This is a genomic window from Streptomyces sp. NPDC057616 (assembly GCF_042800575.1).
Lineage (GTDB): Bacteria > Actinomycetota > Actinomycetes > Streptomycetales > Streptomycetaceae > Streptomyces.
This window is the reverse complement of record NZ_JBHVGU010000008.1, coordinates 211,770-237,327: the sequence shown is the minus strand read 5'-3', so window position 1 is coordinate 237,327 and position 25,558 is coordinate 211,770. Positions and strand designations below refer to the sequence as shown.

The window sequence follows — 25,558 nt, the reverse complement described above, 5'->3', positions numbered from 1 at the left end:
ATGGCCACGGAAACCCAGCCCATCCCTCTGCCGGTCACGGCCGTCACCTGTCTCGAAGACCGCGCCCACATCGAGCGGACCGCGACACTCGACCTGGTCGCCGGTGTCCAGCGGCTGCGCCTCGGTCCGATCAGCGCGCTCGCGGTCGACCGCACCCTCCATGCGGAACTGTCGGGCGAGCAGCAGGCGACCGTGCTCGACGTCCGCGTCGTCCGCACCTGGACACCGCGCGGACCGCTGCCCTCCGACGACGACTCCGCCCTGCGCCTGAAGATTCGCGCCCTCGAGGAGGAGCAGGTCTCCGTCGCCCACAGCCGTGACCGGCTGCGCGCCCGCATCGACCTGCTCGGCCGTCTTGCCACGGATCTGCTGCGCGACATCGGCGAAGGCACCGGCAACGGCGAGACGGACCCGGCACGTTGGACGCGTGAGCTGGACCGGATCGACTCTGAGCGGGACACGCACGGCGAGCAACTCCGCGCCACCGAAGCGCGGTTCACGGCGCTGTCCGGCGAACTCGCGGAAGCCCGCCAGGCCGTCGAGCTCTCGGAGGAGCAGCCCGCCGAACTGGTCGGCCATGTCGAGCTGACCGTGCAGGCCGCGGAGTCCGGCCCGGTCCGGCTGCGCCTGACCCACCTCACCTCGTGCGCCCTGTGGCGCCCCGCCTACCGGGCCGTACTCGACGGCGACGCGCTGACGCTGGAGACCGACGCCATGGTGTGGCAGCGCACCGGCGAGGACTGGTCGGACGTACGCCTCACCTTGTCGACGGCCCGTTCGGCGCTGACCACCGACCCGCCTCGGCTGACCGAGGACCGTCTCACCCTCAGGGACCGCTCCGCCGCCGAGCGCCGCACGGTCGACGTGGAAGTGCGGGAGGAGGAGATCGCGGACCTCGGTCCGGCTCCGGTGCTCGGCCTGCCCGGTGTGGACGACGGTGGCCAGGCGCGTGTACTGCACTCCCCCACGCCCGTCTCGGTCCCCGCGGACGGCCGCGCCCACCGGGTGCCGCTCACCTCCGTCAGCACCGCCGCGAGCAGCGAGTACTCCTGCTCCCCCGAACTGTCGCCGCTGGTCACCCGAGTGGTGCGGTTCGACAACACGTCGGGCCACGCGCTGCTCGCCGGACCCGTGGACCTCGTCCGCGGCAGCGGATTCACCGGCCGCGGAACGCTGGATTTCACGGCTCCGGGCGCCCCGGTCGAGCTCGCCTTCGGCAGCCACGACGACTACCGGGTGACCCGGCACACCGAGGAGTCCCGCGACACCGCGACGCTCACCCAGCGAACCGTCATCACCCGCACGGTGCGCCTCCACCTCTCCCGCTTCTCCGCCCCCGGAGAGCGGGGCGAGCAGGCCGTCGCCCTGCGGGAACGCCTCCCGGTCTCCGAGGTCTCGGCGGTGGAGGTACGCCTGCGCAAGGAATCCTGCACACCGGAGCCCGACACGATCGACGCGGACGGCGTCGCCCGCTGGACCCTCCACCTACCGCCCGGCGAACGGCGCACGGTCACCCTGGTCTACGAGATCTCGGCGAGCGGGAAGGTCACGGGTCTCTGAGCAGCGGACCTCCGTCCCGGTCTCGGGGGGTGTGCACGGGACGGAGGCCCTAGCCGATATTTCCGACGGAATCGGCCCAGCGGATGCACTGCTGCGTTCCGGCCGCGCGGACGGATCAAAGCCTGCCAGGCTGTAGGGATGGTGGCCGAAGGCTTGGTGTTTCATGTTCTGCCGGATGGTGGGGACGCTCGGGGCAGCAGCTTCACGTTGCCTGCCACCTGGCTCGCGACGGAAGGCGGCGGACACGTCGATGTGCACGTGACGACATTGGTGCCCGGCGCCGTACGGGGCAACCACTTCCACGTGCGGCGCAGGGAGTTGCTGCTCGTCCTCCACCAAGATGCCTGGTCCGCTCATTGGGATGAGGCCGGCGACGGCACACCGGTGCACAGCCGGGCGTTCGGCGGCCGAGGTGCGGTGCTCGTCGAAGTACCACCGCTCGTCTCACACGCGGTGCGCAACGACGGTTCCTGCCCACTCCAGATCACCGGCTTCAGCGACGGCCGTTACGATCCCGCATCGCCTGACGCCTTTCCCAGGGAAGTGGTGGCCGAATGAGTGCACCGCCGGTGCGATTCGCGACGTTCTGCCACATCAGCGAGCTGGGCGCGGCCGGGTACCGAGACCTGCACCGGATGGTCGCGGCCAGCAGACCGCTCACCCTGTGGGCGCCCTCCAGCGCGCTCCTCAAAGATCCTGAGTGCCGTATCACTCCGGAGCAGTTCGTGAAGCATGTCGAGAACGGGCACATCCGGATCGTCGCCCGCCGAAAATGGCTGATCGACCGCGAAGCACGGGACACGCACCCCTGGGAGGGTGCCCGCTGGGACCCGGCGGTCGACGGCGCGATCCGCGGCATCATGGAAGACGATCTCGGAATCGCGGATCGTAGCCTGCGCCGTGTGGTCGCCGCCGAGGACGAGCAGGGCTGGCAGTTCGCCGAAGAAGCAGTCGAACAGGACCCTCAAGGCACGCGCGAGTGGGAGGCACTCCTCGCCTCCGACGAGGCCGAACAGGTCATCCCACCCGGCACCCTGGAGACCGCCCGCCGCTTCGGTGGCGACGATCCCCGACGCCAAGTGGTGGCGATCCTCCGCGACGCGTTCAACCACGGTAATGCGGTGCGGGAGTCGGACGCCGAGATCCCCTTCCTGATGCGTAGGACGGACCGTGCGTTTGTCCACCGGATCGCGGCGATGCCCGCCCCGGCACTCACCGCGCATGTGCCGCGGCCCACACCGTCCCCGGACAATGGCGCCGTTCCCGCCGATCTCGCCGAGGTCACCGGGCAGTTGCTGGACGTGTTACGCAGCATCGAGACGCGGCGCACCGATGTAGCCAAGTTCGTGGGCACTTCTGGCCATGCGGCGCTCGTGGCCTGGGTCGCCGCGGTCTGCGAGCGCATCAGGGCGAACGGTGTCAACGCGGCGAACGTCGACGTCGCCCGGGAACTGGCCGCCCAGCTCGCGCAGGGCGGCTTCCCAGGGCTCAGCCTTTCGGAGCTGGGACGCCGCTGGTCGGCGGGCGAGTCGCTGGCCGCGGCTGTCGGGACCCTGGATCTCTGGATCACCGTCGGCCCATTCGCCACCGGCAGTCCGGGAGTCAACGACGTCCTCGGTCTGCTCACCGCGGCCTTCCCCGTCGGACGTGGGCTGTGCCAACGCGTGGGCCTGGTCCCCGGGCACTTCGACGGCGAGCAGTGGCCTTTCCTCTACGCCGGCAGACCGGCGACCAGACGTTCCGTGCCGTCACTGCTGCAGCAGCTGGACGAGCGGTCCGAATGACCGACAGTTTCCTACGACGGTACGGGGCCGCCCTTCTCAAGGGCGGCCCCGTACCGTTCCGTGTCCCCGTCGGGGCTACTCGATGTTGATCCTGAAGGTGCTGGTGGTGTTGCGGACGTCCTGGGCGTTGCCGCTCATCCGCAGGTTGCGGAAGGTGGCTTCGCCGACGGCGGGGCCCTGACCGGGTTCCGGCAACTCGTTGGCCCAGATGCCGAAGCCGGACTTGGCGTCGAACGCGTCTCCGCTCTTCTTGGAGTTGGTGATGGAGATGTCGGTGAAGATGGTGTCCTTCACCGGGAACTGTGGTTGTCCTCCTACGTAGTTGGTCTGGAACATCACGCCTCCGTAGGTGGAGTCGTCGATGTCGACGTCGTTCACGCGGATGCCCTGGAAGACCTTCGAGGCGGAGAAGGCCCAGATGGCCGGGAAGACCTGGGAGCCCCAGAAGTGGCCGCCCGTTCGGTCCAGGGAGACGTTCTCGATCGTCGTGGGCTCGGTGCCGAAGCCGTTCATCGGGTAGCCGAAGTCCAGCGAGGAGATCGTGATGCCGGAGTAGACCAGGGTGTCGGCGACGCGGATGTTGCGGAAGGTGTTGTTGTAGCCGCCGTAGACGGCGATTCCGGCCGCGCGCCAGGTGAGGGTCGAGGTCAGGTTCTCGTAGAGGTTGTTCTTCTCGTCGGCGCCGCCGGCGTCGATCGCGGAGAACAGGGCGAAGCTGTCGTCGCCCGTGGCGCGGGCGTCGTCGTTGACGACGTGGTTGTCCGTGGAGCCGTTCGTCATGTTGATGCCGTCGGCGAACATGTCACGGATGCGGGAGTTCTTGATGGTCATGCTGTCGGTGTTGGCGCCCCAGTAGAGGCACACCATGTGCTCGACCCAGATGTCGTCGATGGTGATGTTCGAGACGTTGGAGAAGTCGAAGACCTTGCCGGGGCCGTCGATGCGGGACGTGTAGTTGCCGAAGTAGGAGAAGCCGGCGAACGTCGAGCCGTTGGCCGTGGCATCGGCGCGGAAGCCGACATCGGTGTTCTCCTGCGAGGACGGGGCGTGGAAGCGGGTGAACCACGGCCCGGCTCCGACGACCTTGACCGCCCTGCCGTAGACCTGGAACTTGCTGGAGGTCTCGTAGTCGCCGGCGGGCAGGTAGACGCCGACGAGCTTGCCGGTGGTGTCCATGCGGACCTGGTCGAGCGCGTTCTGCACGTCCTGGTGCGAGAAGCCGGCCGGGACCGCGTAGGCGGCCGGGTCGGGGTTCGAAGTGGCCGTCGCCTGCTCGGTGTTGACGAAGTCGACGGCGTAGGAGGAGGTGTTGGCCGCGTCCTTCTGAAGCCGGATCTTGGACCCGGCCGGCACGGTCTTGCCGAGCAGCAGGTTCGCCTCGTCGTAGATGTGGCGCGGGGCTCCGGAGCCGGGCGAGTTGCCCGGTGACGTCTCGTTGCCGTAGAGCCAGGCGTACTTGGAGGTGAGGTCGATGGCCTTGAGGAACTGGCCGTCGACGTAGACGTCGAGGGTGGTGTTGGTGCCGTCGGGGATGGAGAAGCGGGTGACCAGGGTGTTGGTCGCCGCGCGGGTGGTCCACTCGACGTACTGTCCGGTCGCGGTGAGGGTCACCGCCTTGCGGCCGCTGGCCTCGCCGGCGATGTCGCCGATGGTCCGGTTCGGGCCGACGACCTTGGCGCCGCCGCCGAGCGTGCCGTCCTCGGCCTCGTACATGTCGTACGGCATGTCGGCGCCGCGGCCGATGAACAGGGGTTGTGTCGTGGTGTTGTTGGCGCGCTTGACCGGCAGTTCGTTGGCGTCGTCCGCGATGACGGTCTTCACGGTGTACTTGCCGTTGACGGCCGTCCACGAGCCGAGGCTGACCGGTGCGGTCGTCTGGCCCGCCGCGATGACGCCGTTGTAGGTGCCGGTGAGAGTCTTGACCGTGGCGCCCTTCGAGTCCTGGAGCGTCAGCGTGACGTCGTGGGCCCCGGAGGCGGACGCGACCGTCCCTTGGTTCTTGACGGCGACGGTGAACTTGACGTCGTCACCGGCCGAGGCACTGGACGGGCTCCAGGAGACCGGTGCCGCGAGCAGGTCGGAACTGGCGACGGGCTTGACGACGAGGGCGTCCGAGCGGCTGAAGACGTTGTTCGCCTCGTTCTGCTCGATGACCTTGTTCGACGGGTCCACCTCGGCGCCGACCGGGTAACTGCCCGCGTCCCGGGCGCCGATGCTCGCGGTGACCGTCTTGGTCTCGCCGGCCTCCAGAGCCGGCACGTCCGCCGTGGCGGCCTTCGTGCCGCCCAGGGTGAAGTTCAGGTCGGTGGCCTTGGACGCCTTGCTGCCGTTGTTGGTGACGGTCGCCGTGAGGCTGATGGCGTCCGATTCGACGGGAGCCGTAGGCGAGTTGGTGATGCCGGTGACCTTGAGGTCCGGGTTGGCGGCCGGGGTGCCGATCACCTGGATCTCGGCGACCTGCGCGCCCGGGGCGCCGGTGTTGGAGGCGAATTTGAGCTGGATGTCGGCGGCGGAGCCGGAGACCGGGATGGTGACCGTGTTGCCGCTCGACGGGTTGAACGTGTAGTCCTTCGCCGCGACGAGGCTGGTGAGGGACGTCGCGTCCTGGTCGCGGCCGAGCACCTGGATGTTCTGCGTGCGCGTGGACCAGGCGGCGTCCGGGTTGAGCTTGACGACGACCTGACCGAGGTCGGCGTTGGCGCCCAGCTTGGTGGTGAGGGTGGCCGGGTAGGCGCCGCCCGCACTCTCCCAATAGGTGCTGGTGAGGCCGTCGTTGGCGTTGGCGGCGACGTAGGTGAAGGTGTAGGAGGAGGCCTCGATGGGCTTGCCCTGGGCGAGGTCGGAGCCGGTACCGGTCGCGCCGGGCCGGGTGACGCTGTTGCTCGCCGTCGACACGTTCCCGGCGGCGTCCTTCGCCTTGACGTAGTAGGTGACCGTGGCGGACGCCGACGGGGTGTCCGTGTACGTCGTGATGTCACCCGCCACGGACTTGAGCAGCTTGTCGTTGGCGTAGACGTCGTAGCCGGTGACCTTGGTGTCGTCGCTCGACGCCTGCCAGGTGAGCTTCACGTCGCCGCCGGACTGCGTGTACGCGAGGTTGCCGGGTGCCGTGGGCGCCTGGGTGTCGCCGCCCGATCCCTTGCGGGTGACGCTGTTGCTGTTGCCGGACACGTTGCCCGCGGCGTCCTTGGCCCGGACGAAGTAGGTGATGTCGCTGCCGGCCGGCTGGGTGTCGGTGTACGTGAGGACGTTTCCGGCGACGCTCGCCCGCAACTGGCCGTTGGCGTAGACGTCGTAGCCGGTCACGGCGGTGTCGTCCGTGGCCGCGCTCCAGGTCAGCTTGATCTGCCCGGTGGCCGGCTCGGTGTAGCCCAGGTTCGACGGCGCCGTGGGTGCCTGGGTGTCGCCGGTGGCGGGTCCGTAGACCTCCAGCTCGGACAACTGCCCTGCCGGCCAGCCGGTGTTGGCGGTGAACAGGACGCGCACGTACCGCGTCGTGGTCGTGTCGAGGCTGATGGTCGTCGACTGCTCGTTGGAACTGTCGAAGGTGTACGCCTTGGAGGCCGTCAGGTCGGTGAAGTTCTGGTTGTCGGTCGAGCCCTGGACCTTGAGGGTCTGGCTGCGGCCGGGCCAGCCGCTGGGCAGCCGTAGCGTCACCTGGTTGACCTTGACGGACGAGCCGAGGTCGACCTGGAGCCACTGCGGGAAGGCGTTGTTCTTGCTCTCCCAGTAGGTGTCGCGATTGCCGTCACCCGCGTTCGCGGCGCCGTAGACGTCGGCGTGCCCGCTCTCGGTGAAGGTCTTGCCCTGGGCGAGGTTGGGGGTCGAGGCGGCGGTCGTGAGGACCTGCATCTCGGCGAGCTGGGCGGTGGAGGCGACCGAGTTCTTGGTGAAGTCGGCGCGTACGTAGCGGGCCAGGGTCGCGGGGAAGGAGATCTTCACCGTGTTGCCGTTGCCGGGGCTGAAGACGTACTGCGCCGAGGACTTGAGCGTGGCGAAGCTCTTCCCGTCGGCACTCCCTTGCAGCGCGAGGGTTTGCTTGCGGGTCTGCCACTGCTCGGGCAGCCGCAGCACGACCTGGCGGACTCGCTTGGCCCGCCCCAGGTCGGTCTGCACCCACTGGGCCGACTTCCTGCCGGCCTGCCAGTAGGTGTCGGCGTCGCCGTCGGTCACGTTCGCGGCCGCGTGCGCACGCAGCGCGCTGCCTGCCCTGGTGGCGGCGTCCACGGCGGCGTTGGGGCCGCCGGCAGCGTGCGCGCCGACGGCGGGCATGCCGAGAGCCAGAACGGCGGAGGCGAGCGCGGCGGTTGCCGCGCGCCGTCTCCAGGATCTGGGCTTGGATCGAATCATGCGGAGTCACTCCCTGCGGGGGCGCGCACGCCGAAAGCGGCGGCGAGGGCGGCTCGTTCCTGGGTTGAGCGGTGGCGCGGTGCGACAGGACGGCAGGTGCCGTGCATACGCGGACGCACGACTCCCCGAGAGAGCGTGCGCGCGTTCTTTCAATGTTTCATCGCAATATTGCAGAGTGCTGTGAATGCGTCTACCGCTCAGTCAAGGCAATTTTCCCCTTCGGCCCCCAACCACTCGTCGACGATGGCCGCCACCTGGGTGTCGTCGGGACGGATATCCCTTCCCTAAAGCCTCAATTGACGCGTTGAGGCGCCCCAGAGGGTCGACTTCGGCACTTGCGTCGCAATCCGCAAGTCAGCGCAAGCAACGCAATTTCTTGCGCTCTTCCAAGTCGTCGCACGACTCGGATTTGCGTAGGCGCCCGACATTCGGCTGCCGGGGCCACCGGGGAAAATGCAGGTGCCGCACCGTCGGCAGTCCGGTCACCAGAGGGGATCACCCGTGAACCACCAGCCACAACGCGTCGCTCTCGTGACGCTTCCCACCCCGGTCGAGCCCGCTCCCCGCCTTGCGGAAGCCATCGGCCTACGGCCGGAGGACCTCTGGATCAAGCGCGACGATCTCGTAGGCGTCGGCGGTGGAGGCAACAAGGTCCGCAAACTCGAATACACCGCGGGTCTCGCCCAGCGCGACGGCGCCGACACCCTGGTCACGACCGGCGCCCCGCAGAGCAACCACGCCCGGCTCACCGCGGCCGTCGCCGCCAAGCTCGGCATGAAGGCCGTCCTCGTCTTCCCCGGTGCTCCCGGCGCCTCGTCGTCGGGCAATCTGGTGCTCGACGGTCTGCTCGGTGCCCGCGTCGTCTGGAGCCGCGACGTCGAGACCCATGCGCTCGCCGAGGCCGCCGAGGCCGTCGCCGCCGAACTGCGCGCCGAGGGTGCCCGGCCGGCACTCATCCCCTTCGGCGGGTCCAGCGCCGTCGGCGCCCAGGGATATGTCGACTGCGCGGAGGAGCTTCTCGAGCAGGTGCCCGACCTGGCGCACGTCGTGGTCGCGCTCGGGTCGGGCGGGACGATGGCCGGGCTGGTCGCCCGCCTTGGTGTGGAGCGTGTCCTCGGGGTCGATGTCGGAGCGCGCCCGAATCCCGCCGATGCCGTCGCCACCTTCGCCCGCCCGCTGTCCCGAACGCCCATCTCCGCCAAGGAACTTCGCGTCCGCGACCAGATCGGCGCCGGGTACAGCACTTATGCGGCCGAGGTCGCCGACGCGGTGGTCACGGCGGCACGCACGGAGGGGGTCATCCTCGATCCCACGTACACGGGCCGCGCGCTCGCCGGGCTGATCGCAGCGGTCAAGGACGGTGAGATCGGCCGCGGGGAGACCACGGTCTTCGTTCACACCGGGGGGCTGCCGGGCCTGTTCGGGCACGCCGCGGCCGTTGCGCATGCGGAGAGTCTTCTCTGAGGGAGGCGGGGTGATGCGAAGGCGACGGGGAGTGATGCAGAGGATGTGGAGCGATGCGGAACCAGGGGCCGGGCAGGGCGAGTTGCCGCCGCCCCTCCGTCAACTCCCGTGCGTAGCAACCCATTGACGCTCTCCTTGCCCTTCACTACCTTCTGAGAGCGCTCTCTCCATTCATCCACAGCATGTCCCCCGGGTTTCGCCGTGACCTGCCGTACCACGGACGGCGTGTCCAAGCCCGGCGCGACCAGGGGGCTTGCGTCGGCTGGGAGGCCCCATGACTCCCGTACGAAGACACCGAAGAGCCAACCCCCTTCCCACGAGACCCGTCGCCCTCGCGCAGTCGGCCGCGGCGTTCGCCCTCGCACTGCTCGCGGGCCTCGCCCCACAGCCCGCGTCAGCTGCCGAGGCATCCACCACCGCCGTGGCCGCGACCATCTGCAACAAGTACTGCGACGCGCGTGACCCGGCCCTGTCCTCCGGCGACCGGCAGCCGGTCACCACGACCCTCTACGGACGGTCGATGGCTCTCCACTTCGACGACGCCGACGCGATGGGCTGGGCCTCCATCGACAACGGCAGCCCCGGCGACGAGGTGTGGCTCGACCGCTCCTTCGACGGCGGCCGCACCTGGAGTTCGGGAAGCAAGCTCGGCGACACCACCGTCCCCTCGGGCCAGCGGGGTTGGCGCACCCCGATGTACAACGTCGACGACTGGAACAACCAGGGCGTCGGCGCTCTGCGCGCCTGCGGCAAGGCCGGTGACCGCGCCGAGATCGCCTGCACCCCCTGGGCCCGCACCACTTGGAACGCCGGCGACCGGCGCACCGCGGCGGCGACCGGGCTGATGACCTTCTACAACAACTCGACCGGCCTGTTCGACACCACCGGCTGGTGGAACTCCGCGAACGCCCTGACCGCCGTCATCGACAACATCCGCGTGTCGGGGATGGGCAGTTACTCGTACGCGATCTCCCGCACCTACGACCTCAACGTCAACGCACAGGGCGGGCAGTTCCGCAACGACTACATCGACGACACCGGCTGGTGGGGACTCGCCTGGGTCGCCGCCTACGACCTCACCGGCGACGGCCGCTACCTCACCACCGCGCGCGCCGACGCCGACCACATGGCCGCCTACTGGGACAACACCTGCGGCGGCGGAGTGTGGTGGAGCACGGCGAAGACGTACAAGAACGCCATCGCCAACTCCCTGTATATCCAGCTCAACGCAGCGCTGCACAACCGGGTTTCGGGAGACACGACGTATCTGCAGCGGGCCCGCGCCGGCTGGTCCTGGTTCCAGACCACCGGCATGATCAACGGCTCGAACCTCGTCAACGACGGCATCGACCTGTCGACCTGCCGCAACAACGGCCAGGCCGTCTGGTCCTACAACCAGGGCGTCCTGCTCGGCGCACTCACCGAACTCAACCGGGCCACGGGCGACGGCGCGCTCCTCACCCGGGCACGGCAGATCGCCGATGCCGCGACCACGACCTCGTCCCTGCACACCGCCGACGGCATCCTCCGTGACCCCTGCGAGACCGGGGACTGCGGCGGCGACGGGCCGTCCTTCAAGGGGGCGGACGTACGCGGTCTGGGCAAGCTCAACGCGGCTCTGGCCGACCACCCCTACACCTCCTATCTGCAACGCCAGGCGGACCGCGCCCACTCCGGTGATCGCAACGCCCTGGACCAGTACGGGCTGCGCTGGTCCGGCCCGCTCGACAAGGTGGACGCGGCACGGCAGCAGAGCGCGCTCGATCTGCTCAATGCGACGCCCTGATGGGAACGTTGTGGCTCAGCGGGCCGATGGCCGTTCGACAACGTTGTCCCATCGGGACACTCGGGGCAGTTGGGACCGTGAGACTGCTGCTGCAGTCGGTGCAGTCGCGATAGATGATCACGGCCGGTGACCATCAACCGCTCCACCAGGCGGCCGCCCTCCTCCCCTGGGCGGCCGCCAACTCCCCCTCCACATAAGGCCTTACAGACAGGCGGTACGTCATGTCTGCTCGGATCCACCCCGTCATCGGCGGGCTCCTGGCTCTCCTTCTGGCCCTGACGGGCCTCGTCGCCCTTCCCACACCCTCGCGTGCCGCGACATCGGTCTGTGCCCTCGCCTGCGACACCCTGGACCCCTCGAAGGCGCGCCAGGACACCTTCCCGGTGCCCAGCAAGAACATCAACGGCCGCACCCTGCGGCTGCACGTGTCCGACCCGGACAGCATGGCCTGGGCGAGCATCGACGGCGGCGTGAGTGGTGACTCGGTCTGGCTGGACCGCTCCTGGGACCGGGGCGCCGGCTGGGAACCGCTGCTCGGCAAGGCGAGCATCCCCAGTACGTGGACCGGCACCCGCACCCTCATGTACAACATCACCGACCCCGTCGGGCACCGGCGCGGCTGGATGCGCGCCTGCGGTGACGCCGCCGGGGTCTCCTGCACCGACTGGGTGTACCCGAAGGTGTGCGACGGCACGTCCTGCGACGGCGCGGACCCCGCCACCGCGGCGGGCGACGCCACCCCCGTACCCTCGACGACCCTCTACGGACGCACCATCAGCCTGCACGTCGACCAGCAGGGCGGCATGGCCTGGGGCGTCATCGCCAACGGCGGTGCGGGCGACGAGATCTGGCTCGACCGCTCCTGGGACGGCGGCGCGAGCTGGCCCGAGGGGTCGTCGCTCGGCCGCACGAGCGTGCCGTCGGGGGCCGCCTCGACGCGCACCGCCATGTTCGCCACCCGGGACCCACGCGGTCTCCTCTACGGCGGGGCGGTCCGCGCCTGTGGCCGCGAGTCCTCGCACCAGGAGGGCAGCTGCACGGCCTGGGTCCGGCCCGCGCCGACCCGGGCACGGGCCGCGGCGGACGCGCTGATGGCGTCGTACCAGACCAACGAGGGCTGGTGGCAGAGCAGTTGGTGGAACTCCGCCGCCTCCCTCACCGCGCTGATCGACTTCGCGAAGCGCAGCGGGCGGCACGACTACGACTGGGCGATCGACCGTACCTTCGAGCAGAACCGTGGCGTCTTCCCTGCGGGTGGGCGTAGTTCGGACCCGATCGAGGGCCACTTCATCAGCCGTGCGATCGACGACGCGGCGTGGTGGGCGGTGGCGTGGGTCGCGGCCTACGACTACACGGGCGAGCGGCGCTATCTGGACGAGGCGGTCACGATCACCGACTACGTCCGGCAGTACTGGGACACCGGCACCTGTGGCGGCGGAGTCTGGTGGAACCGCGAGCGCACCTACAAGAACGCCGTCACCAACGGGCTCTACCTGTGGCTCGCCACCGCCCTGCACCAGCGGATCGCGGGCGACACCCAATGGGGCGCTCGGGCGACCACCGCTGCCGACTGGTACCTGGGCAGCGGACTGATCAACTCCTCCGGCCTGGTCAACGACGGGCTGACCTCGGGCTGCGCCAACAACGGCCAGACGGTGTGGAGTTACAACCAGGGCCTGGCCATCGGCGCGTTCACGCAGCTGTGGCGTTCGACCGGCACCGCGCGATACCTGGACACCGCGAAGCGGCTGGCCGACGCGGCGTTGTCCTCGACCGCGCTGACCCGCGACGGCGTCCTGACCGAGTCCTGCGACGTCGGCTCGGGCTCGTGCGACGACAACCAGAAGCAGTTCAAGGGGATCTTCATCCGGCACCTCGCCGACCTCGCGGGCGCCACCGGCTCGGCGACCTACCAGGCGTACATCAGCAGACAGGCGGACTCGATCTGGTCCACCGACCGCGACAGCCTCGACCGCCTCGGTGAACGCTGGTCGGGCACGAGCCCCAACGTGTCCGACTGGCGTACGCAGGCGAGCGCGCTGGAGGCGTTGACGGCTGCGGAGCGGCCCTAGGCCGCGCCCGGAGGCGTCACGGGATGCGCGGCAGCGCGAGCCAGTCCTGCCACGTGATGTCACGGCCCACGTAACGGGGTTGCCGGAAGGGCCAGTCGGCGGCGATCCACTTCGGCACAAGGGCGTCGAGGGCACGCTCCACCTCGCCGCCCACGTGGTCGTCCACCACCCACCAGGAGATGTCCGCGTCGGCCCCGGTGCGCTCGGGCGGGTCGACGTAGACGCAGCCGAGGATCGCCGTCTCCCGCTCGTCCAGCAGCGCGTAGTTGAACGACTGGTGCGCGGCGATCTCCTGCTCGTGCCGCAGCAGATCGGCGCGGTCCTCCTCGTAGGTCATCGTCTCCTGGGGCCAGCCCCAGGCCGGCCCGAAGATCTCCCACAGACGTGCGCGGGAGCCCATGACGGCGGGGTAGTCGACCGTCGTGTCGGCCTCCCTGATCGGCCGCAGGTGCACCGCGGTACCGGGCACGGGCACGTGGAGGGGGTGGACGAAGTCGTCGGGCAGCCAGCTCATGGGGCGTGACGCTACCTGTGGTCGGTGCGGGGCGCGCCGGCATTTTTCGCTGCGCACCCGAGACCGGCTCGAGCCGCGGTGGAGCGCCCCGCGCGCGGGCGGACCGGATCACACCCGTCCCTGGTTAACCGTCAATCGCCATGCTAATTTCGCCTCTTGGTCAGGCGGGCTTACCGGCTCATGGGGGAAAGTCGGTGGAGACAGGAGTGGCTTTCGACGAGTCGGGCGGAGATTCCTGGCAGGCGCCGGGAGATGCGTTGCTGCTCCGGCTGACCGAGGTGCTGTGCAGACTGGGGTGTATGCAGGACACCGCGGGGCGCGGCCAGTTCGCCGTCCTGCTGGGCGACCAGCTTCGGCAGCACATCGACCTGCGCGGCGTCAGACTCCGTGAAGACGTGGTGGTCCTGGTGCGCACGGCATTGAGCGTGCCGGGCGGTGAGCGCGTACTCGTGTGGGTGGTCGATGTCTGCGAAGGGGCCGAGGCCGCCGCCGACTTGAGCGCGGTGGTCGGCTCCGTCGCCACGCCGCCCGCCCCGCCCCCACCGGCCGGCCCGCTCTCGGGATACGACGAAACAACGGCGCACGCGCTCCTTCAGGCCGTCGGCGGCGAGGTGCCGACGGTCCGATTACGCGACGACCTCGTCCAGGAGCTGTCCGGGGTGGACCTCCCCGTCGGCCGGACGCTCGAGCAGCTCTTCACCTACGTCGTCGAGCTGACCGCCCAGCCGGACGGCCTGCCGCCCGCGGTTCTGCTGGTCGACCACGCCGCCCGGCTCGTCGGGGTGGCGGACCACCGCAAGGCCCTCTCCGACTGGGTCGAGGCGTGGGCGCGGCACGCGGGGTTGCTCGAACAGCTCGAATTCCGCCGCGCGCGGCGTGCGAGCGCCGTGTACGACCCGGACATTCCGCGCTGTCTCGTGGTGGCCGTGGAACCGGCCCGTGACGGCTCGGACGAGATCCTGGTGCGCCCCTGGCTCAACGGCGCGCCCGGCCGATGGCAGCCGCAGCCCTGCGAGCCCGTCACCACGACGCTCGACCGTCTCGGCCCCGCGGTCGAGCGGGTGCTGCGCCAGGGAGCGCGGTTGTGGGCGATCGACCACCCGCCGAAGCAGGACGAGCGGGACCAGCCGCCGCCGTACATCGAGTTCATCCTTCCGTATGACCTCCTCAACCACGATGTGGCGAGGCTGAGGCTCAGCACGGGTGGCGGGAACCCGCTTCCGCTCGGGCTCAAGTACGGCGTGCATCTACGCAGTCTGGAGCGGATGCGTACCGACGACGTACTGGTCATGAACCAGTGGCGGGAACGCTGGCAGATCATGCGGGAGCACGGCATCGCGGTGCACGGCTGGGGTGAGCGCGACGTCCGGCGCTTCGAGGACTGGCAGGTCTCGCTCGCCGAGGAGCGCGAGCGGACGGCCGTGGTACTCGACGCTCCCGTCGAGCCGTCCGCGCTCGAAGCCCTCAAGGCGGCCATCGCCGAGGGCATCGGTCTGGCGGTATGGGATCGTCGGGGAGTTTTCCCCGACGAACGGCGGGAAGTAGTGACCGCCGTGTTCGCGTCAGTGCCGACGCCCGCGCAGGTCCCGATGGCCGTCCACCGCCTCCGCCGCAAGGCCGAGGCCAATCCCCGAGGCCCGCTGCTACTGGGAAGACACATCGCCTTCTTCTGGGACGACCCCACCCGACTCGTCGACGTCCAGCCCACCGATTCCGGCGATCTCGCCGGCGAGGAGGCATCGGCATGACCACTCATGAGCAGCGCGCCGCGGAGGGCTGGCGCGTGTTCGAGGCCACCGGGTTCCCGCCGGACGATCCGCCACCGCCGCTGCCCGCGCCGCCACCCTGGCGCCGGTTCCACGGCAGTCCCGTACAGCCCGCACCGCCGGAGGACGAAGCGGCCGCACTGCGCCGGCTGGGTCCCGGCGACACCATCCCCCAGCTGGGCCCCGACGAGATCGACATCGTCAACGCGGCGCTGGTGCTGCGCCGTCCACTGCTGGTCACGGGCCCACCGGGGATCGGGAAGTCGTCCCTCGCCTATCTGCTCTCGCGTGAACTGGGCCTTGGGCGAGTGCTGGAGTGGAACATCGTGAGCCGCACCGTGCTGCGGGACGGCCTCTACACCCACGACGCGATGGGGCGCGCCCAGGCGATCGCCGCCTGGCAGGCCGGCCTCGGCGTGGGCACGCTGCCACCGGCAGCCGGCGCGGACAACGGCGCTCACGGCGATGCGGAAGGCGGCACGGGCGCCGGCGGGGACCGGCCGGGCGAGGGCAGGGCGCCCCGGCCGGCAAACCGTCAGAAACCGCCCGCACTCGACGGGTTCATCACGCTGGGCCCGCTGGGTACCGCCCTGCTCCCCTACGAGCGCCCCCGGGTCCTGCTCATCGACGAACTGGACAAGAGCGACATCGATCTTCCGAACGACCTGCTGCACGTCCTGGAGAACGGCAGCTACGAGATCCCGGAACTGGTGCGTGCCGCCGCCACGCGCGCCCGCGTTCACTCCGCCGATCCGGGGGGGCGCGCGGAGGTGCACGACGGCCGCGTCGAGTGCCGCGAGTTCCCGGTGGTGCTGATCACCAGCAACGGTGAGCGGGAGTTTCCGGCCGCGTTCCGCAGGCGCTGCCTTCCGCTGGAGATGCGCCCTCCGACCCGGGAGCAGCTTCTGGCCATAGTGGAACGGCATCTGACGATGCGTCCGGAAGGCACGGAGGCGCTGGTCGACCTGTTCGTACAGCGGGTTCAGGGCGGCGGGACGCACGCACTCGATCAGTTGCTCAATGCTGTCCAGTTGACTACTGCGGGTGGTTTCCAGGCCGACGGCGACGGGCGTAAGCTCGTGGAACTGCTGCTCCGCGATCTCGCGAAGGGCCGCTGAATGACCGGCTTTCCCAGGGAGCGTGCATCCGGACTCGGCGACACCGAACCCTCCTCGGAGTCGTCGTCGTCCTTGGCGTTCCCTGAGGCCGATCCGCCGCCGCACTGGCAGCAGCTCGCCGAGGCCGTTTGGCTCGCCGCGCACTGGGCCCGTCACGGACGTACGACCGACTTATCGACCGCCGCGGACGCCGGTGAGCCGCGTCCCGAGCCGCCGCCCGGCCGCCGCCCGCCCCTCGCTCCGTCCGGACGCGGGCGCACGGATGACGGCGATCGCCACCCGGGTACGTCGCGCACCCGGCCGCACGAGGCCCCGGAGCCTCGCGCGCCGAGCACGACCCCGAGCGTTCCCCGTAGCGGCGCCTGGCTCGGCGGACCGCTGACCGGTGCCCCCGGACCGCCCTCCGGGCTGTCCCTCGTCCCCGCGCCGGGCGGGCCCGAGGCACTGCACCTACCTCGCCCTCTGCTGCCCGCCACCGACACCGGGTCCGCGAAACGGAACCGCGGCAGGCGAGTCGCCCTCCTGGCCCGCTCCCTGCACCATCTGGCACGGCGGGTGCCCTCACGGCGTGCGAAGGAGCTGGACGAGCGGACCACGGCCGAGCGCGGCATCGTGGACCGTCTCTGGATGCCCTTTCACCAGCCGGTCCGTGATCGCGCCTTCGATCTCGTCCTGCTCGTCGACGACGCCGCGACCATGCGGATCTGGGCGGACAGCGTGGCCGGCCTGGTCGAGGCCGCCGAGCAGAGCGGCGCCTTCCGGATGGTGCGCACGGCCCGGCTCAGCGTGCCCGCCACCGGCGCGGCGACACTGCGCTGGCCGTCCAGCCGTACCGCCACCGGTCTGGGCGAGGTGCTCGACGGCAGCGGAGACCGACTCTTCCTGGTCGTCACCGACGGCCTGGCGCACGGCTGGGCGACCGCCACCGCGGACACCCTGCTGGCCCGGCTGGCGGGGGCGGGTCCCACCGCCCTGGTTCATCTGCTGGCGCCCCACCTTCGCCATCGCTCCTCGCTCTATCCGTACCGCGCGGTCCTGGAGGCGGGCGGCTTCGGTGCGGCCAACGCCCGGCTGGCGCAGCTGGAACCGCCCGGCGGCCCCGATCCGATGCGCCCCCTGCCCGAGACCGCGGACGGCTCCGTGCCGATCCCCGTGCTCTCCCTCAAGCCGGGTTCCGTCGAGTCCTGGGCCCGCCTGGTCACCGGTGAGCGCGGAGTGCGCCGGGAGCTGCCCGTGGTGCTCGCCGGAACGCTCGCGAAGGGCTCCCCCGCCCCCGGGCTACGCGCCCCGCGGATGCCGTCTGCTGCCACCCGGGCCGTGGGTGCGTTCCTGGAACTCGCCACACCGGCAGCCCGCCAGTTGGCGGCCCAACTCGCCGCCATTCCCTTCGAGTTCGATCTGGTCGAGCAGTTACAGGGTCGGACCATGCCGCACACGGGCCCGGGCCATCTCGCCGAGATCGCGATGGGCGGCCTGATCGACTGGGGCGGCAAACGGCCCGAGTTCGGCGCGGGCGTACGCGAGGCGCTCCTCGCCACGACGACGCGCACCCAGCTCGCCCGTACCGTCAGCGTGCTGGGCGATCTGCCGGCCGCGGGAGAGCGCGGGGTCGCCCTGCGCGCCGCGTTGCGCGATCCGGCGGGGGCCGCGCTGCCCGATCCGGCGGACGCGGGGTGGCTGCGGAGCGAACTGGCGGTCATGCGCGCCTTGGCCGGCCCGTACTCCGAACGCGCGAAACGGATCGATCCGCTGGACCGGAGTGCACCGAGAAGTGCTTCCGGCAGCGCAAAAGACCCATCCGGCCGGGGGTCAGCAGGTGGCCGTCAGGGCAGTGATCAAGCGCCTGAGGTCCCTGATCCGACTGGAGAGCCCGTGCCTGTGCCGCTGACCGACGTGTCCCGCCCCGAAGCCCCGGAGGCTGAGTCCCTGATGCAGAGCGCCGCGACCGGATCACCTGCCCTCCTGGTGAACGTACCCCTGCGGAACACGTCGTTCGTCGGGCGTACGGAGTTGCTCCGCACGGTGGAACAGCAGCTCGGTGCCCAGGACACCGCGGCGGTGCTTCCGCATGCGCTGCACGGCATGGGTGGCGTGGGGAAGTCGCAGCTGGCTCTGGAGTACGTCTACCGCCATCAGCAGGACTACAAGGTGATCTGCTGGGTGCCCGCCGAACGGGAGCCGCTGATCCTCGCGGCCCTGGCGGGGCTGGCGGCCCGCCTCCGCCTGACCCCGTCCGTCGCCGAGGGCAGCGCCCCCGCGGCGAACACGGCGGTTCCGGCCGTGCTGGAGGCACTCGGTGCGGGGGGTCAGCACGACAACTGGCTGCTGGTGTTCGACAACGCGGAGAACATCGACGTCGTACGCCGATACTTCCCCACCAACGGCCCCGGCAAGATCATCGTGACCTCCCGCAACCGCGACTGGGAGCGGGTGGCCACTCCCCTGCCGGTGAACGTCTTCGAGCGGGGCGAGTCGATCCAGCTGCTCCAGAAGCGTTCTCCGGACCTGTCCCAGGAGGACGCCGGGCGGCTTGCCGAGGCGCTGGGCGACCTGCCGCTCGCGGTCGAGCAGGCCGGTGCGTGGCGTGCCGTGACCGGCATGCTCGTGGACGACTACCTCGACCTGCTCAACGAGCGCCGGCCGGAGATCCTCCAGCTGGACCCGTCCCCCGACTACCCGGTGTCGGTCGCGGCCGCCTGGGACATCTCCCTGGAGCAGATCAGGGAGAACAGTCCCGGCGCCCGCCAGCTCCTCGACATCTGCGCCAGCATGGCTCCCGAGCCGGTTCCGCTGTCGATGCTCCGCGGCCGCCGCGCCATCGACATCACGCCGGAGGTCAACCCCCTCCTCAGCGACTCGGTCAAGCTCGGCAAGGCCATCCGGGAGCTGAACCGGTTCTCGCTGGTGAAGCTGGACCTGCGCTTCGACACCCTCCAGATGCACCGTCTGCTGCAGAATGTGCTCCTGGCCAAACTGGGGCCCGAAGAGCGCGAAAGCATGCGTGAGGCCGCACACCAGCTGCTGTCGGCGGCCAAACCGGGGCACTACGCCTCGTCCGGCGAGTGGCCCGCCTACCAGACGCTCCTGCCGCATGTGCTCTCCTCGCGCGCGTGGACCAGCACGGATACCTTCGTACGCGAACTCGTCTACGACACCGTGCTGTTCCTGTATTTCTGGGGCGACCACGAGACCGCCGTCGACCTGGCTCGCCAGACGCACACGACCTGGCTGGCGGCGTCGGGCGAGGAGAACATCCACGTCATGAGGATCTCCAAGATCCTCGCCTTCGTGCTGCGCCGGGTCGGGCAGGTCGCCGAGTCGATCCCGCTCAACGAGGGCGCCCTCGAGGTGTCACGGCGCACCGGCGTCGAGCCCGAGGACCTCATCGACTCCATGTCGCAGATGGCGGACGCCCTGCGCTACCAGGGCCGCTTCCGGGAGGCCGAGGGACTCGACCGGCAGGCCACCGAGCAGGGGCAGACCCTGCTCGGCGCGGAGGACTTCAACACCCTGATGGCCGCCCACAACTGGGGCGTGTCACTGCGTCTGTGCGGCGAGTTCGCCAAGGCGCTGAGCCTGGACCGGGAGACGGCCGAACGGCGCGAACTCCTGCTGGGCCCCACCAGCAGCCTGACGCTGGGCACGCTCAGCGGCGTGGGCCTGGACATGCGCGACGGGGGTGACTACCCGGGCGCCCGTGACTTCCTGGAGGATATCTACCGCCGGGTGCGCGAGTCGTCCGGTGAGGACAACGCCGAGGCGCTCGGCAGCGCCCGGAACCTGTCGATCGCAAGGCGCCTGGACGGTGACGTGGCGGGCGCGGCCAAGCTGTCGGAGGACACGCTGCGCCGGCTCATGGCCAGTTACGGCCCGAACCACTTCGGAACCCTCCAGACGGCGGTCGAGGTGGTCATCGACCGCCGGCTCATGGGGGATCTCGACAGCGCGCGCACGCTCGGCCAGGACACGCTGAGGCACTTCGCCAAGAGCCTCGGTGAGGACCATCCGACCACCGTGATCACCAAGGCCGTGCTGGCGACGACGCTCAGGGCACTGGGCCAGCTGGACGACGCGCGGAGCCTGGAAGAGGACGCGGCGACCCGGCTCGCCGAGTCCCTCGGCCCGGAGCACGTCACGACCCTGACCGTGGCCCTGGGCCGGGCGAGCACCGCCTACGCGGGGCTGGACTTCGATCTGGCCCGGGTGATCGACAGCTCCACCCTGGAGACACTGACACGCGTCGTCGGCGAGACCCATCCACTGACCCTCGCCTGCACCGCGAACCTCGCCCTCGACCTGCGCGGCCTCAGTCACCGGCAGGAGGCGGACGAGTTGGAGGCCAAGGCGGTGGAGGGCTTCAACCTGGTCGTACGGGCTGACCACCCCTGGCTGCTCGCGGCCCGCCAACGCCGCCGTATCGAATGCGACTTGGCGCCCCTTCCGCTGTAAGGACGCCGGGCACCGGGGTCGCGACCGTCGTGACCCCGGCCGGAGTTGAGAGCGTGCCGTCACACGCGCAAGAGAACGCAACCGGGGTCACGGGGGATTGATGCCGACCGTCGTCTTCATTCACGGAACAGGGGTGCGGGAGCCCGGTTTCTCCGCACTGGCGGCCCGATTCGCCGCCGGGCTGACGGGCCTGCGGGACGGCCTGCGCGTCGTCCCCTACTACTGGGGTGATCGGTACGGCGCCACGCTCGCCGAAGGCGGCGCCTGTCTGCCGCCGGAACACGGCACGAACCGCGCACTCGCCGGGACGGACGCGCTGGACGACGACACCGAGGCCTGGGCCGCACTGTACGCCGACGCGGACTCCGAGTTACGCCTCGCGGCGTCCGGCGCCGGACCAGTCACCGAACTCCCTCCCGGTTCCGCGCCGGCGGACCAGAAGATCCGCGTGCAGCTCACGACGCTGGCGGCTCAGGGGGACGACCTGGCAGCGGAACTGGGACCCGGTCTGGCCCAGGCCGCCGCGGACTTGGCCGCCCACCCCCTCCTGGCGCCCGCCGCTGCCGCCCTCGACGCCGACGACCTCGCGCACCTGCTCGCCCGCGCTCTGGTGGCCCGCGTCGTCACGGCGGCACTCGACGCGGACTTCCCGATGGTTCCGGTCGGCGACACCCGCGACGCGGTGGCCGACCGCCTCGCCCAGGCGCTGGGCGCACCACCCCGAGGGACCGAACGCGGCCCGCGCTCCCTGCTGTTGCGGACCGCCGGGTCCGCCGCCTCCCGGGCCGTCGTGCGCCGCCGTCGCGCTCTCACACAGGCGACGCACCCCGCCGCAGGAGACATCCTGCGCTACCTCACCCGTGGTGAACAGGTCCGTGCCGACCTCCGGAACGTGGTGGCCGGCCTGGAAGGCCCCGTCACCATCGTCGGCCACAGCCTCGGCGGCATCATCGCCCTGGACACCCTCGTCGCCACCGCGCTGCCGCAGGTCCGACTGCTGGTGACCGCAGGCTCGCAGGGCCCCTTCCTCTACGAGTCCGGATCCCTGCCCACACTCACGCACCCCGATCCGCTGCCGCCCCACGTGCCCGACTGGCTGAACCTCTACGACCCACGCGATCTGCTCGGCTACCTGGGCGCCGCGCTGTTCCCGGGGCGGGTCACGGACATCGCGGTCGACAGCCGCCAGCCCTTCCCGGCCTCCCACAGCGCGTACTGGACCAACCCGGACGTGTACCAGCACATAGCGGACCGGCTGCCGTGACAGAGCAAGGGCGACCTGCACCGCGCGTGGACCCCGCCCGGGTCCACGCCCTCATCGTCGGGGTCGAGTCCTATGCCGCGGGGCGCGGTTGGGATCTGCCAGGACCGGCCCGGGACGCCCTCGCCTTCCGCCGGCTGCTGCTCACCGCCGGGGTACCCGAGACCAATCTGCGCGTGCACCTCGCGCCCCTTCCCCCCTTCGTCCCAGACGTTCCTCACGCAGCCGCCGACCATGCCACCCTGCGCCGTGTGCTCGTCAACGAACTCCCCTCGGCACGCGGTGACATCCTCTGGGTCTGGTGGGGCGGCCACGGCGTCCTCGACCGGGACGGCCATCTGAGGCTGTTCTGCTCCGACGCCACCGTCGCCGACAAGCTGGGCGTCGATCTGGAGTCCGCGCTGGCTCGCTACGGCAGCGACGCCGTACCGGGATTCGCCGACCAGTTGTGGCTCGTCGACGCGTGCGAGACCTTCGAGGAGGATCTGGGCTTCCGGGAACAACTGCCCGCGATGTCACTTCCTTTGGGACGCAGAGGTCTCACGCACCGGCAGACGGTCCTGCGCGCGGCCGGCCGTGGCCGGGCGGCGGCCAACGACCCCGTGCGAGCCACCGGACTCTTCTCGGAAGTGCTGCTTCACCTGTTGAGGGCCCGTCAGGCCGATCTGCCGGCCATTCCTGAGTCGGAGGAGCTGTTTTCCGCCGTTCGCGTGCAGGTCGCCGCACTCCGGACGGCGGGCCGCACCACGCAGCAGCCCGAGATCCTGCTGCATGATCCGGAACGCACCGAAACCCTCACTCCCGCGCCGTCCGGCCCGGCCTCTGCCCCGCCGATCGCGCAGGATTCCCCGCTGGCCGCACTCAAGCGCGTCGTCGACGTCCTCATGTCGTACCCGATGATGGCCGATCCGGTGGAACGGCAGGTCGTGGTCACCGCGTTGAGCCCCCACATCACCGGAACCCTGCCCCGCCACCACCGGGCACGCACCGACATGACCGGCATCGTCACCGCCCTCGCCCGCCGCGGCGCGGACGCGCTGCGAGAGCTGACCGTCGCGGTGGTGTCCGTGGACAACGACCCGGAACGGGAGCGCCAACTAGCCCACGCGATGAACGAATTGATCAAGCCTCCGGGCATCGGGTCACAGACGTCACGTTGATCACGTGGCGTGATCGTACGGTTTCCGTGAACGGCCGGGTCCGTCATGATGGACGGAGAATGGGCACAGCGTGCCAGCGCGGGGAGAAGGGGGACCCACCTTGGACCGGCCGCCCGCACCGCCTACCGCCGACGGCGCGCAGCCTCCACCAGCCGCCTCCGACTGGGAGTCGGATCTCGCCGACCTCGCCGCGGTGCCCATCACCGGCGTGGACAGCCTCGCTCCGCTGCCCCCCACGGCCCGCGTACTCCAGGAAGTCCTGCGCTTCCGCAGCGGGATCAGGAGCGGGGGCGGCCAGCCCAGGGCCGAGTAGCCGAGCCGCCCACGCGGTCCGCGGGGCGGTGCCCCGGCACCGCTCTGCCCGCCCTCACCACCGGAGGTCCCCGGGAATGACCAGCGAGCACCCCCACGCGCCGCTCCGCATGCCCGACCACCTCTTCTCGGAACTCGCCGTCGGCGCCGGCTCACCCGAAGCACTCGCGTTCCTCGAAAGCAGCGAACGGACCCGCCGCCTGCTCCTCCTGCGCACTGCCCTCGCCCGCACCGAGACGCTCCCCTCGCCCCTCGGGCCGCCCGCCCTCGCCTGGCGCGTCCTCAAGGGCGCCGCCGATCAGGCGCCCGATGTCGTGGAGGACCTGCTCCTCGCGCCGCACACGGGCGCCTGGCTCGCCCATCTGCTGCGTCGCGTCCACCACACGGCCCCAGGCCCGCCGCTGTGGGCCGAGACCGGCCAGTTGCATGTGCTGGCTGTCACGGCAGCGCTGCGTGCCGATGTGGAGGCCGAGCTCCAAGTCCCGCTCACCAACGGCTCCTTGGCGCTACCCGGACTCGGCCTCGTCCGCCTGCCCCGCCGCGGCCCGTCCCTCTCGGTCGGGCACGCCACGACCAAGGCGGGCGAACTCACGCTGTCCTCGGGCGACGGTGACACGCCCTTCGTCTGCCGGCCCCGGACCGTGGCGGCGGGCGGGGCGCCTCTGCGGCCGGATACCGATACGGCGGAGGCTGACTCCGATCAGACGGGTACCGGTGACGCGGATACGACGGGTTCCGGTGCCGGCGACACGACGGGTGCCGGTGACGGCGCTTCGTACCTCGGCGACGGATCGTGGGTTCCGCTGCGGACGCTCACTCACAACGGCCCCACCGGCCCGACGACGATCCTGCTCGACGACCTCGGTCCGTACCGCGACCTCGACGAACCCATCGCACCCGACCGGCTCGACGCCGACGAAGCCAGGGCCTGGCAAAGCCTGCTGGACGAGGCCGGCACCTTCCTCGGTGCGTCACGCGAGCCCGGTCCCGGCCGCATGGACGCGTCCCATATCCGGGTGATCGTGCCTTGGGGCCGCACCAAGACCACGCCTCCGCCCCCGCCGCGGGTGGAGCTGTCGGCCTCCAGCGGCGACGCCTTCGGCTCCATGGTGATCACCCGCCCAGGCACCGCGCTCTCTCTCGCCGAGGCCTTCGTCCACGAGTTCCAGCACAGCAAACTCGCCGCTCTGCTCCACCTTTTCCCGCTCCTGGACGACGACCGGGAGGAGCGCTTCTACGCGCCGTGGCGCTGCGACCCGCGCCATCTGACCGGGCTCCTGCACGGGGCGTACGCCTTCACAGCCGTCGCCGGCTTCTGGCGCGACCGGATGGCCGAACGCGCGCACGCGGACATCGCCGCGTACCACTTCGCACTACGGCGGACGCAGACGCGACTCGTCGTGCGCACCCTGCTCACCAGCGGTCGACTCACCGCCCCCGGACAGCACTTGGTCGACGGGCTCGCGCACACCCTCGACGGCTGGCTGCGGGAACCGGTGGCTCCGGAGCCCCTGGCCCGCGCCCGCGCAGCGGCGAGCCTGCACCGGACCGAGTGGCGTCTGCGCAACGTCGTAGCGTCGAAAGGGCCGTCGGACGGAGACGGCGACAACGCACTCCGTCTGGCGCGGCCCAACCCATCGCGGCTCCGGGCCGATCGTCCCCTCTGGCCCGATCTGCGTACCCAGGCCTTCGCGGTGACACCGACCGCGCCGAGCACGGCAGACGATCACCTCGCGGCCGGAGACTCCGCGCGCGCCCTCGCCCAGTACGCCGACGCCCTTGCCGAGCACCCCCACGATCCCCACCTGCTGAGCGGCTGGATCGTGGCGCGGGCCCTCCACGCGCCCGGTGCAGTGGCGCGGCGGATGCTGGCTCGGCCCGAGCTGGTGCAACCGCCGGGAGTGAGTCGGTGACCGCCGGGCATCCGGAGTCTTGGCTCGTCCGGCGGCCCTCAACGCCCGG

Annotated in this window: 15 protein-coding genes; 13 read left to right on the top strand and 2 right to left on the bottom strand. The window is 70.6% G+C overall.

The window, feature by feature from the left end:
* From ACFU97_RS12660 to ACFU97_RS12650, 3 genes are all read left to right on the top strand, one after another.
* The gene (locus tag ACFU97_RS12660) at nucleotides 1–1,560 is read left to right on the top strand and encodes a mucoidy inhibitor MuiA family protein (protein ID WP_384254633.1); all 1,560 of its coding nucleotides are present in this window, start codon (nucleotides 1–3) and stop codon (nucleotides 1,558–1,560) included.
* A 138-nt stretch (nucleotides 1,561–1,698) separates the two neighbouring features.
* The gene (locus ACFU97_RS12655; RefSeq protein ID WP_384254630.1) at nucleotides 1,699–2,118 is read left to right on the top strand and encodes a hypothetical protein; all 420 of its coding nucleotides are present in this window, start codon (nucleotides 1,699–1,701) and stop codon (nucleotides 2,116–2,118) included.
* 167 nt (nucleotides 2,119–2,285) lie between these two features.
* Nucleotides 2,286–3,344 (top strand): hypothetical protein, encoded by a 1,059-nt coding sequence (locus ACFU97_RS12650; RefSeq protein WP_384254628.1) that lies wholly within the window; start codon nucleotides 2,286–2,288, stop codon nucleotides 3,342–3,344.
* Between the two features lie 75 nt (nucleotides 3,345–3,419).
* Here ACFU97_RS12650 and ACFU97_RS12645 read toward each other — a convergent pair whose 3' ends face one another.
* Nucleotides 3,420–7,694, bottom strand: a complete 4,275-nt coding sequence (locus tag ACFU97_RS12645; protein ID WP_384254625.1) for a discoidin domain-containing protein — start codon at nucleotides 7,692–7,694, stop codon at nucleotides 3,420–3,422.
* A 501-nt stretch (nucleotides 7,695–8,195) separates the two neighbouring features.
* Here ACFU97_RS12645 and ACFU97_RS12640 point away from each other — a divergent pair.
* From ACFU97_RS12640 to ACFU97_RS12630, 3 genes are all read left to right on the top strand, one after another.
* The gene (locus tag ACFU97_RS12640) at nucleotides 8,196–9,158 is read left to right on the top strand and encodes a D-cysteine desulfhydrase family protein (RefSeq protein ID WP_384254623.1); all 963 of its coding nucleotides are present in this window, start codon (nucleotides 8,196–8,198) and stop codon (nucleotides 9,156–9,158) included.
* Between the two features lie 274 nt (nucleotides 9,159–9,432).
* On the top strand, nucleotides 9,433–10,944 hold the full coding sequence (locus ACFU97_RS12635) for a glycoside hydrolase family 76 protein (RefSeq protein ID WP_384254621.1): 1,512 nt from the start codon (nucleotides 9,433–9,435) through the stop codon (nucleotides 10,942–10,944).
* A 221-nt stretch (nucleotides 10,945–11,165) separates the two neighbouring features.
* Nucleotides 11,166–13,016 carry a glycoside hydrolase family 76 protein gene (locus ACFU97_RS12630; RefSeq protein ID WP_384254618.1) on the top strand — a complete coding sequence of 617 codons (1,851 nt, stop codon included), beginning with the start codon at nucleotides 11,166–11,168 and terminating at the stop codon, nucleotides 13,014–13,016.
* Between the two features lie 16 nt (nucleotides 13,017–13,032).
* Here ACFU97_RS12630 and ACFU97_RS12625 read toward each other — a convergent pair whose 3' ends face one another.
* Entirely contained in the window at nucleotides 13,033–13,530 is a 498-nt protein-coding gene (locus ACFU97_RS12625) for a GNAT family N-acetyltransferase (protein WP_384254615.1), read from the bottom strand.
* Between the two features lie 299 nt (nucleotides 13,531–13,829).
* Here ACFU97_RS12625 and ACFU97_RS12620 point away from each other — a divergent pair, with 299 nt between their 5' ends.
* The 7 genes from ACFU97_RS12620 (at nucleotide 13,830) to ACFU97_RS12590 (ending at nucleotide 25,509) form a co-directional block, all read left to right on the top strand.
* Entirely contained in the window at nucleotides 13,830–15,278 is a 1,449-nt protein-coding gene (locus tag ACFU97_RS12620; RefSeq protein ID WP_384254612.1) for a hypothetical protein, read from the top strand.
* Complete coding sequence (locus ACFU97_RS12615) at nucleotides 15,275–16,414, top strand: AAA family ATPase (RefSeq protein ID WP_384254609.1); 1,140 nt, start codon at nucleotides 15,275–15,277, stop codon at nucleotides 16,412–16,414. Before ACFU97_RS12620 ends, ACFU97_RS12615 begins: the two co-directional genes overlap by 4 nt.
* Complete coding sequence (gene fxsT, locus ACFU97_RS12610) at nucleotides 16,415–20,863, top strand: FxSxx-COOH system tetratricopeptide repeat protein (protein ID WP_384254607.1); 4,449 nt, start codon at nucleotides 16,415–16,417, stop codon at nucleotides 20,861–20,863.
* 133 nt (nucleotides 20,864–20,996) lie between these two features.
* Entirely contained in the window at nucleotides 20,997–22,127 is a 1,131-nt protein-coding gene (locus tag ACFU97_RS12605) for a hypothetical protein (protein ID WP_384254604.1), read from the top strand.
* 26 nt (nucleotides 22,128–22,153) lie between these two features.
* Nucleotides 22,154–23,284, top strand: coding sequence for a caspase family protein (locus tag ACFU97_RS12600; RefSeq protein WP_384254602.1), 1,131 nt, complete (start codon nucleotides 22,154–22,156; stop codon nucleotides 23,282–23,284).
* A gap of 100 nt (nucleotides 23,285–23,384) precedes the next feature.
* Nucleotides 23,385–23,597 (top strand): hypothetical protein, encoded by a 213-nt coding sequence (locus ACFU97_RS12595; RefSeq protein ID WP_384254599.1) that lies wholly within the window; start codon nucleotides 23,385–23,387, stop codon nucleotides 23,595–23,597.
* Nucleotides 23,598–23,673: 76 nt separating this feature from the next.
* Nucleotides 23,674–25,509, top strand: a complete 1,836-nt coding sequence (locus ACFU97_RS12590; protein ID WP_384254597.1) for an HEXXH motif domain-containing protein — start codon at nucleotides 23,674–23,676, stop codon at nucleotides 25,507–25,509.
* Nucleotides 25,510–25,558: the final 49 nt, after the last annotated feature.

Excerpts from the sequence above, each read along its gene's own strand:
- ACFU97_RS12615 (WP_384254609.1), top strand. The coding sequence starts at position 15,275 with ATGACCACTCATGAGCAGCGCGCCGCGGAGGGCTGGCGCGTGTTCGAG.
- ACFU97_RS12660 (WP_384254633.1), top strand. The coding sequence starts at position 1 with ATGGCCACGGAAACCCAGCCCATCCCTCTGCCGGTCACGGCCGTCACC.
- ACFU97_RS12635 (WP_384254621.1), top strand. The coding sequence starts at position 9,433 with ATGACTCCCGTACGAAGACACCGAAGAGCCAACCCCCTTCCCACGAGA.
- ACFU97_RS12625 (WP_384254615.1), bottom strand. The coding sequence starts at position 13,530 with ATGAGCTGGCTGCCCGACGACTTCGTCCACCCCCTCCACGTGCCCGTG.
- fxsT (WP_384254607.1), top strand. The coding sequence starts at position 16,415 with ATGACCGGCTTTCCCAGGGAGCGTGCATCCGGACTCGGCGACACCGAA.
- ACFU97_RS12620 (WP_384254612.1), top strand. The coding sequence starts at position 13,830 with ATGCAGGACACCGCGGGGCGCGGCCAGTTCGCCGTCCTGCTGGGCGAC.
- ACFU97_RS12655 (WP_384254630.1), top strand. The coding sequence starts at position 1,699 with ATGGTGGCCGAAGGCTTGGTGTTTCATGTTCTGCCGGATGGTGGGGAC.
- ACFU97_RS12645 (WP_384254625.1), bottom strand. The coding sequence starts at position 7,694 with ATGATTCGATCCAAGCCCAGATCCTGGAGACGGCGCGCGGCAACCGCC.
- ACFU97_RS12590 (WP_384254597.1), top strand. The coding sequence starts at position 23,674 with ATGACCAGCGAGCACCCCCACGCGCCGCTCCGCATGCCCGACCACCTC.
- ACFU97_RS12630 (WP_384254618.1), top strand. The coding sequence starts at position 11,166 with ATGTCTGCTCGGATCCACCCCGTCATCGGCGGGCTCCTGGCTCTCCTT.